The organism is Microcoleus sp. B4-C1 (genome assembly GCF_036705285.1).
Taxonomy (GTDB): domain Bacteria; phylum Cyanobacteriota; class Cyanobacteriia; order Cyanobacteriales; family Microcoleaceae; genus Microcoleus.
This window is the reverse complement of record NZ_JAUBUC010000046.1, coordinates 40,388-54,868: the sequence shown is the minus strand read 5'-3', so window position 1 is coordinate 54,868 and position 14,481 is coordinate 40,388. Positions and strand designations below refer to the sequence as shown.

Below are 14,481 nucleotides of genomic sequence, written 5' to 3'. Positions count from 1 at the left end.
AACCTTCTTTTTTGGAGTTGGTTGGTAATGTTATGTACGGATTTGAACCGTGATTCACATTACAACGAATCGCACGTCTTGTTTGCCCCAAATTAACAGCATCGGGATTCTTAAATTTCGCAGCACAGTCTTGACACTGGGGCAAAATTGTGAACTGCCTACAGCTTTAAATAAAGCGCAGAAGGCGCGGGCTGCTCCCCGATCGCCCGCTGGCCCTGCTAGAATTTCCACTAATTCGTCGGTAACAGCTTCGGGGTTGGAGTAGGCAAAGCCAATCCAGCGACGGACAAAGGAAGGCTTGCGGGCTAAATAAAACAAAGGCCTGAGTACGATCGGAGAAACAAACAAACTTTCAACCGTTTCGATCGCCGGAAGCAGCCATCCAGGTACCGCCTCGGCTCGCACAGAGGGGTCTGGGAGGCTAATCATTACCGTGCCGGCCACCATGTCCGGGTGAGCGGCGGCGACGGCCAGACAAATTAGTGAGCCGATCGAGTTCCCTGCCAATATTACTGGCTCTCTGATAAAAGTTAGCCAAAAATCATAAACTTGATCGACCCACAAAGATACAGAGTAGTCGATCGGAGCTTTTTGGGAAGCGCCAAACCCCAACAAATCCAAGGCGTAAACCGTTTGGTTTTCGGCGAGTTGGGCGAGATTTTGTCGCCAGTGTCCGATCGAAGCTCCAAACCCGTGCAGTAAAATAATCGGCGTTCCCGATGCGCGCGGGGCCATTGGTTTGGCCCCAGAATCTTGAAATTCCAGCGCGCCTTGATTTCGTACCCTATCGGGCCGCAAATAAGTGTAGCGAGTTTGCCAGCCCCGCCACATCCAGTCTCGTTGAGTTCCCACCCGTTGGTGCCACAGCAGAGAATTTGTCAATTTTGCCTCAGCTCGCAACATAAATTTACACTTGGTTATACCTATTCTACAAGGCAAATCAGGCGACTTGGGGGAGTTGCCAGACCGGGCGAGATGGGCTAGCAAAAGCGGCTGTACCTCATCCTTCAACTTTTACCCTGAATTTTTGACGGTTTTGTCATCGATCGGGCCTGGGAGCGGGCGATCGTGTGTGAAGTTAAAATAAAACTAGGCAGAAACTCAGCCAGAGTGAGTAGAATAGCAAGTATTGTAAGAATTCATTTACGATCAGTCCAAATATTCCCCAAGGCGTTAGCGGAGGGGGCACAGGGCGCGGTAGTACGTCCGGTAAGGGTAACACCTTATAAAACAGTTGGATCGTCAATCGTGAAAAATTGACCGCTCAAACCTGTAACTATCAAGAAGCTTCGCTATTAAACTACTGCTTGTAAAACCATTCATGCCTGTGATTGAAAGAAGACAAAATCGCAACCTACCCCAGATCAACGAAAATATTCGATACCCCAAAATCCGGGTAATCGATACCGACGGCGCGCAACTAGGGATATTGACACCTGCAGAAGCGCTGCGCCTCGCAGAAGAAAAAGAACTGGATCTTGTACTTGTCAGCGACAAAGCTGACCCGCCCGTATGCCGGGTAATGGACTATGGGAAGTACAAATTCGAGCAGGAAAAGAAAGCGCGAGAAGCAAAGCGGAAGCAGCACACTGCCGATGTTAAAGAAGTGAAGATGCGCTACAAAATTGAAGAACACGACTACCAAGTGCGCCTCAAACTAGCAGACCGCTTTATCAAATCTGGGGACAAAGTAAAAGCCACGATCATGTTCAGAGGTCGGGAAATCCAACACAGCAACCTAGCAGAGGACTTGCTTAAGCGCATGGCCACAGATTTGCAGGAAATCGCAGAAGTGCAGCAAGCCCCCAAAAAAGAAGGACGCAGTATGATGATGCTGCTGTCGCCAAAGAAAGTATAAATAGATAGTCATTAGTGAGCAGTCATCAGTCATAAACTGGTGACTGATAGCTGATGACTTCCGAAGTTAGTCAGGAATAAGCTACCACACAGGGAAATCAAGGCTGCATGGAAAATTTTCAAATCAGCGGTTCGGCGGGAGTAAGACAAGGAGTGCTACGATCGCTCAACCTGCGATCGGAAGAAGTAGAGCGAACCGTACTGATGTTCCTCGTCTACACTCTAACCTCCGTCGGGCTGATCTGGCTGGAACTCAGCACAGTAGGTCTTTTTCTAGATGAATTTGGTGCAGACAAAATGCCCTGGATTTATATAGCCAGCGCGTTTATCGGTTCTGGCTTGGGATTTGTCTACTCGTGGCTGCAAAAAATCCTGCCGCTAAGGCGCACCGTAGTGGTTGTTCTGGCAATGATGTCGATACCGCTATTTTTATTTCGATTCGGCATCGGCTACGAAAATACTAAGATAGCTGGCGTCAGCATCGCTTTTATTACTATTTTTTTGATGTGGCTGTGGGTAGAAGCTTGCTATGTCCTCAACGACCTTAATACTTCTATCACTTCCAACCAACTGTTTAATATTAGAGAAATCAAGCGCACCTATCCGCTAGTCAGTAGTGGCTATCTAGTAGCTGGAGTAGTCAGCGGATTTTCTCTGCCTGTTTTGCTGTACGTAGTCGGACTCAAAAACGTTACCCTCATATCGGGGTTGATGGTGGCGATCGGCTCGGTGTTGCTGTACTACCTCACGGAAAAATACAGCCAAGCATTCCCGGAAACGGCTCACTGGACGGATGATGATGATGAAGACGACGACCAAGAAGAATTTACCGCCCGCAAAGTTACAGGCCCACTTCAAAAATACGCCGTACCTCTAGTCAGTTTTTTCATCCTCGCAGAAGTCGTCTACGTGCTGGTAGATTTCCAATTCTACAGCCAGCTAGAATACCAAAACCCGGGGGACGGAGCTAGCTGGATCGCTAGCTTCTTGGGCATTTATGAAGGCATACAAGGCCTGTTTCAAGTGGCGACTCAATGGTTCGCTTCGAGCCGGTTGGTGGAAAGAATCGGTGTATTCGTGACGGCGATGATTTTGCCGGCGGGCATCGCTATACTCGGAGTGCTGACCATAGGAGCCTCTCTCGGCCAGCTAGTATCTGTGTTCATCGGGCTAATATTGCTGAGATTTTTAGACGAACTGCTGCACTACACGCTTTTGGAAACTGTTAGCCCGGTTTTATTTCAACCGATTCCCGACAATATTCGATCGGGAATTCAAACTTTGGTCAACGGTGTGGGCGAACCTTTGTCCTGCGGAGCTACAGGAGTAGGCATCCTGATTATGCTGTGGGTGACAGGCAAGATACTCCCCCAGCAAGACGAAAATGTATTTCACGACCAGCAAAGCTTGATATTTATTGGCGTGATCGTCATATTGGCACTGTTGTGGGTGTTTGTCGTATGGTTGATCCGCTCTCAATACGTGGGTTTGTTGGTCAAAAGTGCGGAGCGGGGGCGCTTGGGCGTCACAGACGTTGACCTCAAAGCTCTCAAGCGCGCAGTGGTGGAAACTCTACAAAAGCCGGGGGGCGAAGATGAAAAGCGCTCTTGCATAGAACTCCTGACGCAAATTGACCCCAAAAATGTCGGAGAAGTTCTGGCTCCCATCCTCGATTCCCTGTCCCCTAGTTTGCAGCGCCAGAGCTTGGAAACGATGCTGCAACACCCGAACCCCGCCTATTTAGAATCAGTCCGCGCACTCTCGCAGCAATCCTTGCCGCCGGAGGTTCTGGCCTTGGCTTTGCGCTACATCTGGCTGACGGAAGCTGAACCGAATATTGAGAGCTTGCGGCCTTACTTGCAGCCGACGGTCGATCCGGTGGTGCGGGGTACGGCGGCTGCTTTAATTATGAGAAGGGGCGATCGCCTGCAAAAGGCAGAGGCTACTAACACGCTTCGCCAAATGCTGACGCACAAACAAGAGCGGGAACGTGTTATGGGGACGCGGGCTCTGGGAGAAGCTGATTATTTGCAAGGACTGCGGCTGCATATCCCCAATCTGTTGCAAGATGAATCTCTGCGAGTGCGCTGCGCTCTGTTAGACGTGATTTCGTCTACTCATTCGGAAGAATATTATCCTTCGCTGCTGCGCGGACTTGGTTACAAATCGACTAGGGAAGCGGCTTTGCAGGCTATAGTCAAACTTCACAACGATGCCATTCCTTTGCTCGTTTATTTGGCTGAGGATATCCACAAGTCGGATTTGGTCAGGTTGCAAGCTTGGACGGCTCTGGGTCAAATTGGGACAAATGAGGCGATCGACATTTTGGTCAGCAATTTGATGACGGCTTGGGGAACGACGAGGCGCAATATCCTCCGCATCCTGTTGAAAATGCCTTCGGAAGCTGGGATAGAAGGGGTTCTAGACCGCATCGGCCGTAGCGGCTTGGAAACTCTTATCGAACAGGAGTTAATGTTTATCGGTCAAATTTATGCAGCTATAGTAGATTTTTCTGGGGTAACAACCTACGGCAATTTCTCGGATCGGGAAGCCAACAGCACCGGGACACCGGGGAACGATACGGCTCAATTGTTGCAGCGGGCTCTGGTGGGGTTGGAAGCTGATGCTAGGGATCGGTGTTTTTTGCTGATGAAGTTTCTTTATCCGCTGGACACGGTACAAGCCGCTGCTTTCAACATCGCTTCTGGCCAACCTTCTTTGGTTGCGAGGGGATTGGAAATTCTCGATAATACTGTGGATATAGCTAGGAAGCGATCGCTCATCAATTTGTTAGATCAACACTCGGAAAGAGAAAAATTGAGCAACCTCTCGGAATTGATGGTTTACAAACCTCTAGCGCCTAGCGATCGTCTGCGCCGCTTGCTAGAATTGCGCCACTTCCTTTCGGATTGGGCTTTGGCCTGCTGCTTTCACTTGGCGAGGGAAGCGCGCTGGAGTCTTACGGCTCAACAAACTCTTGTCTGTCTGCAGCACCCGACGGGTTTTGTCCGCGAAGCAGTGTTAGCCTATTTGAAAATAGCCTCGCCACGGGCTTTGGTCGAATTGTTGCCCAGGCTGCAAAATGACCCCGATAATTTGGTATCCGCTCAAGTTGAAGAGATGATGGCAGAGTTGGGTGCTGGGGGAAAAAGGTAACATTAGTCAGTTGTCAGTTGGCAGTTGTTATTGTCAGTCAACCGTTAACCGTTAACCGTCAACCGTTTTTATTCCCCTTCTCCTTCCCCTTTTTAAGTTTAAATTAATCACTGCATCTCATTATGTTAACAAGCGTCGAACGCCTATTGTTTGTGAGGGAGGTTCCGATTTTTAAGGAACTGCGGGATGATTTTCTCGTGCGTCTAGCATCGGTAATGGATGAACTTTCGTTTCCTTCCAAGCACAGGATTTTTACGGAAGGACAAGAAGGGCGGTCTCTCTATATTTTGGTATCGGGAACGGTGCGCGTGCATATAGGCGATCGGGATTTGGCACAGTTGAAAGCGGGGGCTTGTTTCGGGGAAATGTCGCTGTTTGATGCGGAACCTCGATCGGCTTCTATTTCTACTCTCGAACAATCCGAGTGTTTGATGCTGACTCAAATGCAGCTATACGATGCGATTGATGAAACGCCGGGAATTGCGGTGAATATTATTCGCTTGCTGTCGCGCCGGATTCGGGAGTTGAATCAAAAGTTGAATGCTAAAGAAGCCATGATGCCTCCTACAGAGACTGTGAGAGTTCCTGAAATGCGATGAAATTGGGGAATTGAGAATTGTGTTTTTAGTCGATAGGTAATTCTGCACAATTTATATTCTGTAAGGTGCCAATAGCGCACAATTTTTCTGGCTAGTGTCCGCTATTGGCACCTTATACTAGATTCACAAAAAAATGTAACTATAGACAACCCCCAAACCAGAATATTCATCAGTCATAGCCAATCTAAAATCTAAAATCTAAAATCTAAAATCTAAAATTTAAAATCTAAAATGGCATGACTATCGCCAATAAGGCCGGCCCTTCCAAAAAACTCCCACAGTAACTCCTATTAGTGCAGCTTCCGATAAACTTGCTAATAAAGGAGGGATGGGTAGGAATGACTTTAACACCAAACCCAAGAGCACGCAGAAAACTAAAAACCACAAACTAATTCGGTTGAGCAAAAATTGTTGTTGCCAATACTCTAAAAAGTACACTGCTAAAGCTCCCATTCCCAGTGCAGCAACGAAAGGTATCAATGTCCCGAGGGATGGGCCGTAAAGAAGCGTCACGACGTTGCGGATTGGCCGCGATTGCGTGAAACCCCAGGCTAAAAATAACTCCAATCCAATCACGATTGAGTTGACGAGGGCGGAAATTTGCAGCATTTCTCGCCAAGGTAAAAGTTTTAAGCGCCGCAGAAAATTGTTCACGATCGGCAGATTAGGTAGGTTGCTTTGATTTTATAACAGTTTTGCCCTGGCGATCGACCTTTGATGACAATTTGTGAAGTAAAATAAAGATATAGAGCAGTCTCTTGACAAATTCACCCAGAGTAGCTGCCTATTAGTTGTTGGAACCGTGAAAGGAAAAAAGTTATGGTGGAGAACACTGTCGATTGTGCTGTAGCTTGCGTCAATGGCTGCGTTCTGGGCGACAAGTGCCCGAAGCGGGAATACGCAGAAGCAACGTCCAACTTTATTGAAAATACTTCTCTGGATAAAATGCTAGAAATAGCAGAGGAAGCGGTGAGAAGGAAACGGACGGAACCCCCCAAATGGGTAATTCCTGATTTTCCCGAATAGAATTAACATCCCCATTAAAAAGCGATCGCCCTTTTGAAAAGGGCGATCGCTTTTTGTATTCCCAATGAAATAGCTGCTCAGAATCAATATATTTCCTGGGATAGAAGCTAAAAGCTTAAATAGCAATTACAATGTCATTTAATGATAGCCATTGGCAATTACTAAAAATAATTCAGCTCAAGCGAAATTCGGACATTTTTAATTTAATTGAGTTCAAAAACAAACAGGAGCAAGTCTCGTGGCACAGCAAAAGGAACGCAACGCAAAAACAACAAGAGATGGTGATAATTTGGGCGAATTGCCTCAAGAAATTACCGAATCTTACGGTACCGGCGTCATCGCTCAACCGGGATTGAGCGAAGACGACATAACAACCCTGCAGGACAGCAGTTCCGAATACTCTTCCACTTCCCAAATCGGCGGCGAGGATGGCGATCCGGCTGCGGAACAAGAAAGTGCCACTGGCGAGCAATCGGTGGGCGGAACCGCGCCTACTCCCGACCTCGATCTTGTTGACGAACTCGGAGCCGCTGCGGGCATAGAAATGCCCGATGGGGCTATTTTGCACACCACAGATATGCTTGAACATCGAGATGAAAGTCGGTGGGAATTAGACCCGAGTTCTGCGGAAGATTATCAGGAACGGCCGGATTTGTAGGTTTATTTTTTACCATAAAATAGGCAGTAGAAGCGGATTGGATATCACATCCTTTAGGAGCGGGTTCATCAGTATCCATACTTCATATCTCAAGTATTTGTAAACCCGCCCCTCCTCAGTTTTGCTCTCGCAACACATACCCCCCTCCATGAACAGTATGCAGCAGGCGTTTTGAGTTACTTGCTTCTAACTTAATCCGTAATGCACGAATAGTAATATACACTTCAAGAATGTTTGACTCGCCCATAAAATCGTAACCCCAAACTTTTTCTAAAATTAGGTCGCGGGTAATGACTTGAAGGGGATTTTGCAGCATAAATTCTAACAAATCAAACTCTTTGGCAGTGAGTTCAATTAGCTGACTGCCTCGATATACTTCCCGGGTTAAACGGTTCAAGATTAGCTCTTCAAATTGTAGCTGATCCGGGTCATTTGGTTGAGTTCGACGCAGACGTGATTTCACTCTCGCGAGGAGTTCTTCCATACTGAAAGGCTTAGTAACATAATCATCGGCTCCAGCATTTAATCCCGTCACGCGATCGGGTACTTCATCTTTTGCTGTTAACATAATTATTGGTACTTGAACACCAGTCGATCGCAACCTTAAACAGATGTCTAATCCAGAGATACCGGGAAGCATCCAATCTAAAATTAATAAATCCGGTTGAGTATCACGAGCGATCGTTAATCCATCCAATCCGTTTGGGGCGACAGTGACGTGATATCCTTCAAGACTAAGTTCAGATTCGATGAACTTTGCCAGTTTAGGGTCATCTTCAACAAGGAGAATGCGATCGCTCATAGCTGCGGATTCCAGACAGGTAAGGTGATAGTAAAAATACTACCTTCTCCCGGTTTAGATCGGAGCGTAATACGTCCTTCCATGCCTTCGATCAGGCTTTTGGCGATCGCCAATCCCAGCCCCGTACCGTCTCTAGAGCGCCTCATCGACTCATCCACCCGGTAAAATCGCTCAAAAATCCGGTTTTGATGGGGGAGAGAAATACCAATTCCGCGATCGCCCACATGAATCATCACCTGCTGTTCCTTCTTTTCTAATACTAACTCAACTGGTTGTTCTGGAGCAGAATACTTGATTGCATTATCAACTAAGTTAATTAACACCTGTTGTAAACGATCCTGATCCGCACAGGCTACAACATCCTCATCAGTTGACACCAAAATAATTTTCCGATTGCTAACTTTTTGACTCATCTGGGCTACCTCAGCCACCAGAGTATTCAGCATCACCGGATTCAAACGAAAGTGCAAGTTGCCGCTATCAGCCCTTGCCAAATCCAGCAAATCTTCTAACATCCGAATCGTGCGTTCAGTTTCCCCAACGGCTGTTTCCAGTGCTTGTTGCTGATAGTCACTTAAGTTAGTGCTGCGACGCAGCAAACTTTGTAAATAACCAACTACAACCGTCAGAGGAGTGCGTAATTCGTGGGAAACATTACCGACAAATTGGCGTTGCTGCTCCCAGGAACCCGACAATCGAAACAACATCTCATTAAAGGTTTGCGCTAGTCCTAAAATCTCATCAGGAGCCTGATGCAGTTGGAGTTTTGCCGCCTGCAAATTATCAGCAGACAAAGTGCTAGCTACCTGACTCATATGTTCCAAAGGATGGAGAGCATGACGAATGCGACTGGCGATCGCCAACATTAACACTAAGATTACCACAATACTGACAACAATTAGACTGCGAATCCCATCATTTAATTGACGTTGCTCATCAGTGATATCTTGAGAGAAATATACCGTACCCAGTAACTCATTTTTTATCCTCAGAGTTCTGCTACAGATCACCAAATAGCGATCGCCCACCTGAACAAAAGTCGGCTCAGCAGGTACTTCCGTCAACGAGATCATCTTCGTAATCTTAGAAGATTGCAGATCCATATCAGGTGAATTTACCAAAAGCATCCCATCATTTCGCTTCACCCACACCATGATTCCTCCTGTGGAAGCTTTATGCACGCTTCGGGTTAAGCCAATTTCTAGTGAACCCATTTCACTATAAAGATCAACCTGTTCTGGAAAGCGTATTCCAATGTATTCCAGGGTTTTTTTATGGGCCCCGACTAGATTTTGCGACCTTTGCCAGCCGGCCCAAAATGCCACACTGCTAAGTCCTAAAATCGAGAGTACCAGCAATTCCAGTGTCAGGCGAAACTGAAGCGAAGAGGTGGAAATTCGCTTGCCAGTGAGAGGGTTGATAGCGACTATAAATTGGGGAATTAGCTTCATTATATCGTCAGGTAGCGAGGAGACTTAAGCATTAAAATTAGGAAAAATTCCAACTAGATTATTCCTGGACGCACTGTACAGTCAGAAACCGGGTTTGTTTACGAAAATCCTTCGTTATAGCCAGGAGATTCGCTAAAAAACCCGGTTTCTTTGGTATGAGTGCGTCCTGGACTATCGATCAAAAAATTCATCAAGCTGCTATCTTAAAAGTTTTCCGCAGTGCCTTTAATCTGGTTAAACTCAAATCGCCGATCGTAATCTGTTACACCATAAAGATTAAAGCTAATGGTTGGTTGATCTCCCAGTGGTTCCACATGATGAATCGCATCTGGCATTAAGCACAAAACGTCACCAGGCGCAAGCAAAAGATCGCCCACAGTTGTGATTTTATCGGGAAACTTGCGAGTTGGCGATCGCTGCCAAAAAGTATTTTTCTCCTGTCCATCAAGTAGCGCCACCAGTCCCCAACTGGCATGATTGTGAATCGGAGAAACTGCACCCGGAACCCAAGCCACCAACTGCACCGTCAGAGGAAAAAATGGTTCATCATACAGTGTTTGTACGGCCCAGCTTGTCTCAGAGTCAGGCTCAAGGAGAGCAATTTGAAACCAGGAAGAACTATCTAACAACCTGCGGACAAGGGGACAAATTGCCTGGAGTCGTAAATAATCATCACTAATTTGCTCTAATACATCTTCCAAGTCAGTTAAAAAGCGGTAAAGTCGGTAGGGATGAGTCAAATCTTCAATTTGACTTGTAGCCTCAAAAATACTGCACTGTCCATCATTAGTCACTAACCAGTCTTTTCCTGTCATCGTTGCTCAACTCGCGATTAAATTACTGCATTACTAAGTTTCTCATCAGCAATCTTGGGTTGAGAAACCAGATATCTAGCAAGAAACCCGGTTGCTAAGCCAAGAGTGTATCAAGGACTCTTAAGGATAGTCAGGGTTAATCTCCACTCTATAAGAAATTCGGGGTAACTAGATGATGCGTTCCTAATTTCCCGATGAATTTTTGCTGAATAAAGGGACGTATAAAGTATTCAGAGTTTTATCTCTCATCCATCTCTTCCTCATCTAGCACTCATTTTCTTGAGCGTTAATGTAAATAACCTCAAAGCTTGAAGACAACAACAAGCCAGCATAATTCCCAGAGAGCAAGAACTATCAAGCAAACATCTGGCGTGGAATTACTAACAATTTATCTGGAAATTAGACACATGAAAGTAAAATACATTACTACGATCGCCATTGCTACCATTCTCGGTTTGGTAACAACTAATGTTAGCTACGGCAACTTCAAGGCATCAAGAAACTCAAACTCTACAACGGTTTCATCCAAGGTTGCACAATCCAATCCTTGTGCTGGTAAAGCCAATCCTTGTGCTGGTAAAGCCAATCCTTGTGCTGGTAAAGCCAATCCTTGTGCTGGTAAAAGCAGCACACCAACCGTTCATCCTCAATTCTACACCGAAAAAGGTGTGGCTCTTGATGGTCAGGATGTCGTAGCCTATTTCACCCAAAGCAAATTAGTTATGGGAGTTAGCCAATTTAAACATAATTGGGGTGGAACAACTTGGATATTTGCTAATGCAGCAAACCGTGATCAGTTTGCTAAAAATCCTGAAAACTATGCTCCTCAATACGGTGGATATTGCGCCCAGGGAACCAGTGAAGGGCATCTTGTTGTCACTCAGCCTGACGCCTGGAAAATCGTTAATGGGAAGCTTTATCTCAACTACGACAAGAAAGTACAAGCACAGTGGATGGGGGATATTCCTGGTCACATTGCTTCAGGAAACAAAAATTGGCCTGCTATTCTGAATAACAAAGAACTGTTCCGCTAAGCTGAAAGTGATGCAGAAAATTAGTCATTAACCGCCACGGACGTTACCTCCAGCATTTTTCATTTCTATGGGTACAAAAAGGTCATGGTAATTGCGTTATTGCGTAACTTAACAAGCTGTACCTCACACAAGTGACAACTGCTATATTTTCTGAGCGAGCAAAATATTGGGTGACTTATCCTTCATAAAGCGTGTTGGTAGTCAGGACTTCAGTTGTATCTATGCCGATGAACAATTACTATTAGTCCTGACTACCAAATTCCTGTGCTTAGATCGCCGGATATGATATTATGTATCGCAAAAACCGGGTTAATGAAGCCAACTCTCCTCAAGAAAAAGGTGATCTATGGAATTTAAAGATTTTCTGGGTTTGCTGCATCCTATTTTAGCTGTAGCGATTGTTTTTCCTATGCTTGGTGTTGTTCTCAATATGGCGTGGCAAACCATGCAGCGTCGGAAGCAAATTGCGATCGACACCAAGAGCAAAATTCCACCTGTAGTCGGTTCAGAACACGTCAAAGCAGGTCGAATTCTGTCAGGTTCTGTGGTAGGAGTGACGTTGGTGGGTCTAGCCTACCCGATTTTTGAGCATATTTTGAGCAAGGATGTTTGGAGCAAAAACTCGTTTCAGGTCATTTTCATTGTGCTGATGTTTGTTGCAACTGTCGCCTCTTTGGTGATGCTTTATCGAGCGACACCCGCTTTATGGCGCGGCATATTTGCCACCCTAACAGGTACTGGTTTGGTTATTCTTGGCACTCAAGATGGCGTTTATCGGCGAACCAATGAATGGTACTGGTCTCACTACTACATTGGCATCGCCGCTGCGCTAATTATGGTTTTCTCCCTTGCCATCATTGAAGACATTTACAAAGACCGCTCAAATCGCTGGCGCACTATCCATGTGGTATTGAATTCGATCGCTGTGCTGCTCTTTCTGGGACAGGGAATGACCGGAACCAGGGATTTATTAGAAATTCCTCTGAGCTGGCAGAAACCCTATATTTATACCTGTGATTTCACCAATAAGACCTGCCCAAAGCCGTGAGCGATCGCATTACTTTGAGATTCAAGTCTAAAATTAGTATAAATTAGAAGGGCGGGACACCCCACAAGAAATTTCATGTATTGTGAAACAGGCCGGAAAGCCTGTTTTTAAGATGTGATGTATTGTGGAACAGGCCGGAAAGCCTGTTTTTAAGATGTGATGTATTGTGGAACAGGCATCTTGCCTGTTCTTGAGATCAGAATGTTGCAATATCTCACTCACTACCAATCAGTCACCAATCTTAATCATTGCGAGTCAAACCCTGAAGACTAACTTGCAAAATCGACAAACCCAAAATTAGCAAAAACAAAACCAGCCCGATCGTACAAGCATAGCCAATTTCCAAATCCTTAAAAGCCCGTTCGTAAAGATAATAAACAACAGTCTTAGAATTATTGCGAGGGCCGCCCTGAGTCATAATATAAACTTCTTCAAAAACCTTAGTAGCAGAAATCGCCGAAATTACCGCAACCAAAACTAAATACGGCTTCATCAGCGGCACAGTAATATCCCAGTGCTTTCCCAAACCATCAGAACCATCAATAGCAGCCGCCTCATAAAGTTCTGCCGGAATAGCTTGCAGCCCTGCCAAATAAATCACCATGTAATAGCCCAATCCTTTCCAGATAGTAACTGCCATGACGCTAAAGATTGCTAACTTCGGATTAGCCAGCCAAGAAACAGGAGGTAAACCCAACAATTCCCCCAACTGATTCAGCAGTCCAGTCTCAGCAAACAGCCACTTCCAAGCAATCCCAGCGACAACCATGGAAATCACCGCCGGCGTGTAGTAGGCTGCACGAAACCAGTTCATCCCCTTAAGTTTTTGGTTGCACAAAATCGCCATTCCCAACGGTAGAACAACCAATACAGGCACAACGCAGGTGAGATACAGCAGCGTATTCCTCAAAGTTTGCCAAAATACTCGATCGCCCCACAACCTCTCAAAATTCTTCAACCCCACCCACTGCGGCATTTGAGTCAAATCATATTCGTAGTTGGTAAAACTCAAATAAAAAGCTTGCACCGCCGGCCACAAAACAGTCAAACTCAAAATAAATAAAGCCGGAAGCAAAAACAAATAAGGAGTCAGTTTTCGTCGGGAAAAAGTAACAGACATAAATTAATTATTAGTTATTAGTTATTAGTTATTGGTTATAACTGGTTCCCAGGCTGAGCCTAGGAAGCAGTTATTTCTTAGTCTGCGGAGGCAGACTTCGTTTGTGTAGACGCGGTTTCAACCGCCGAGTAATCAAGGGGTAACAAACTAATCAGCCTCTACAAACAATTGTTATTTAACTCCCGAAAACAAACCCTGCCAGTCTCCGGGAGAACTGCCATTTTCCCCCTCTTTTACCTCAAAAGTAACGTTGCAAGCTTGAGGTTGTTCCAAAGCCTCCACGCACAATTCTGCAATATCTTCCCGACTGACTTTGCCCCTAATATTGTCTCCTTGCTCAAATATTAAAGCTTTGCCTCCCGCTTCTTCTGTCAAAGCGCAAGGTCTGACAACAGTATAAGGTATGCCGCTCGATCGCACACAATCTTCCCCTTTCAACTTCCAAGTCAAAATCCCCCCCAACATATCATTCATCCTGACAGCAGGCGGTTCTTCTTCCAAGTTAATTCCTGGGCGGCCAGGGCGGGTAACTCCTGCCGAACTCACCATCACAAATCGCGGCAAAGTCTGTCCCCCATCAGCTTTAATAGATTCTAACTCCAGTTGAAAAATACCCGGTGTAAATTTCGGGTTGAGCGCGCCATCATATTCAAACTTGCTCAACATTAACTGAAAAGAAAAAATACTGCTGGCATCAAATTTAGAGCCATCTTTGACTGTTTTCGCGCGGAATACTGGAATTAATTCATCAAAAGGAACAGTGACAGTAATCCAGATATTGTAAACAGTATCAAACGAATAGCAATAGCCAATTCCATCCCATTTAGCTTCGCTGCGCACAATCAATTTGTAGCGCTTGCCGTCCCCTTTGACACGTAGTTGGAGGCCGCTAAATCCTGCGAGATTAAGCGGAGG

Annotated in this window: 14 protein-coding genes; 7 read left to right on the top strand and 7 right to left on the bottom strand. The window is 45.7% G+C overall.

Annotated features, from left to right (window positions below; genetic code table 11):
* Positions 1-54: 54 nt before the first annotated feature.
* A complete protein-coding gene (locus QUB26_RS18775; RefSeq protein WP_333319192.1) occupies positions 55-903 on the bottom strand; it encodes an alpha/beta fold hydrolase in 849 nt (282 codons plus the stop codon).
* Positions 904-1,321: 418 nt separating this feature from the next.
* Here QUB26_RS18775 and infC point away from each other — a divergent pair, with 418 nt between their 5' ends.
* The 3 genes from infC (at position 1,322) to QUB26_RS18760 (ending at position 5,612) form a co-directional block, all read left to right on the top strand.
* Positions 1,322-1,858, top strand: coding sequence for a translation initiation factor IF-3 (gene infC / locus QUB26_RS18770; RefSeq protein WP_006635262.1), 537 nt, complete (start codon positions 1,322-1,324; stop codon positions 1,856-1,858).
* A 107-nt stretch (positions 1,859-1,965) separates the two neighbouring features.
* Entirely contained in the window at positions 1,966-5,013 is a 3,048-nt protein-coding gene (locus QUB26_RS18765; protein WP_333245516.1) for a HEAT repeat domain-containing protein, read from the top strand.
* Positions 5,014-5,135: 122 nt separating this feature from the next.
* Positions 5,136-5,612 carry a Crp/Fnr family transcriptional regulator gene (locus QUB26_RS18760; protein WP_190660410.1) on the top strand — a complete coding sequence of 159 codons (477 nt, stop codon included), beginning with the start codon at positions 5,136-5,138 and terminating at the stop codon, positions 5,610-5,612.
* Between the two features lie 240 nt (positions 5,613-5,852).
* Here the strand turns inward: QUB26_RS18760 and QUB26_RS18755 are convergent, their stop codons facing one another.
* The gene (locus tag QUB26_RS18755; RefSeq protein WP_333319189.1) at positions 5,853-6,266 is read right to left on the bottom strand and encodes a peptide chain release factor 1; all 414 of its coding nucleotides are present in this window, start codon (positions 6,264-6,266) and stop codon (positions 5,853-5,855) included.
* A 165-nt stretch (positions 6,267-6,431) separates the two neighbouring features.
* On the opposite strand from QUB26_RS18755, the gene QUB26_RS18750 reads away from it, so the two are divergent.
* Positions 6,432-6,638, top strand: coding sequence for a hypothetical protein (locus QUB26_RS18750; RefSeq protein WP_006634408.1), 207 nt, complete (start codon positions 6,432-6,434; stop codon positions 6,636-6,638).
* 238 nt (positions 6,639-6,876) lie between these two features.
* A complete protein-coding gene (locus tag QUB26_RS18745; RefSeq protein ID WP_333241482.1) occupies positions 6,877-7,296 on the top strand; it encodes a DUF6335 family protein in 420 nt (139 codons plus the stop codon).
* Between the two features lie 115 nt (positions 7,297-7,411).
* On the opposite strand, the gene QUB26_RS18740 is transcribed toward QUB26_RS18745, so the two are convergent.
* The 3 genes from QUB26_RS18740 to QUB26_RS18730 all read right to left on the bottom strand — a co-directional run bounded on the left by QUB26_RS18740 (position 7,412) and on the right by QUB26_RS18730 (position 10,364).
* Entirely contained in the window at positions 7,412-8,098 is a 687-nt protein-coding gene (locus tag QUB26_RS18740; RefSeq protein ID WP_333319187.1) for a response regulator transcription factor, read from the bottom strand.
* Complete coding sequence (locus QUB26_RS18735) at positions 8,095-9,549, bottom strand: HAMP domain-containing sensor histidine kinase (protein WP_333319185.1); 1,455 nt, start codon at positions 9,547-9,549, stop codon at positions 8,095-8,097. Before QUB26_RS18735 ends, QUB26_RS18740 begins: the two co-directional genes overlap by 4 nt.
* A 203-nt stretch (positions 9,550-9,752) precedes the next feature.
* Positions 9,753-10,364, bottom strand: coding sequence for a cupin (locus QUB26_RS18730; protein WP_333319183.1), 612 nt, complete (start codon positions 10,362-10,364; stop codon positions 9,753-9,755).
* A gap of 407 nt (positions 10,365-10,771) precedes the next feature.
* Between QUB26_RS18730 and QUB26_RS18725 the strand changes: the two genes are divergently transcribed.
* Positions 10,772-11,398 carry a YHS domain-containing (seleno)protein gene (locus QUB26_RS18725; RefSeq protein WP_333319181.1) on the top strand — a complete coding sequence of 209 codons (627 nt, stop codon included), beginning with the start codon at positions 10,772-10,774 and terminating at the stop codon, positions 11,396-11,398.
* Between the two features lie 346 nt (positions 11,399-11,744).
* Positions 11,745-12,446 (top strand): DUF4079 domain-containing protein, encoded by a 702-nt coding sequence (locus QUB26_RS18720; protein ID WP_333246218.1) that lies wholly within the window; start codon positions 11,745-11,747, stop codon positions 12,444-12,446.
* A 241-nt stretch (positions 12,447-12,687) separates the two neighbouring features.
* Here the strand turns inward: QUB26_RS18720 and QUB26_RS18715 are convergent, their stop codons facing one another.
* Together QUB26_RS18715 and QUB26_RS18710 are read right to left on the bottom strand one after the other, a co-directional pair.
* Positions 12,688-13,566 (bottom strand): sugar ABC transporter permease, encoded by an 879-nt coding sequence (locus QUB26_RS18715; protein WP_333246216.1) that lies wholly within the window; start codon positions 13,564-13,566, stop codon positions 12,688-12,690.
* A 171-nt stretch (positions 13,567-13,737) separates the two neighbouring features.
* A partial coding sequence (locus tag QUB26_RS18710) for a CIA30 family protein (protein ID WP_333319178.1) occupies positions 13,738-14,481 on the bottom strand: 744 nt, incomplete at its 5' end.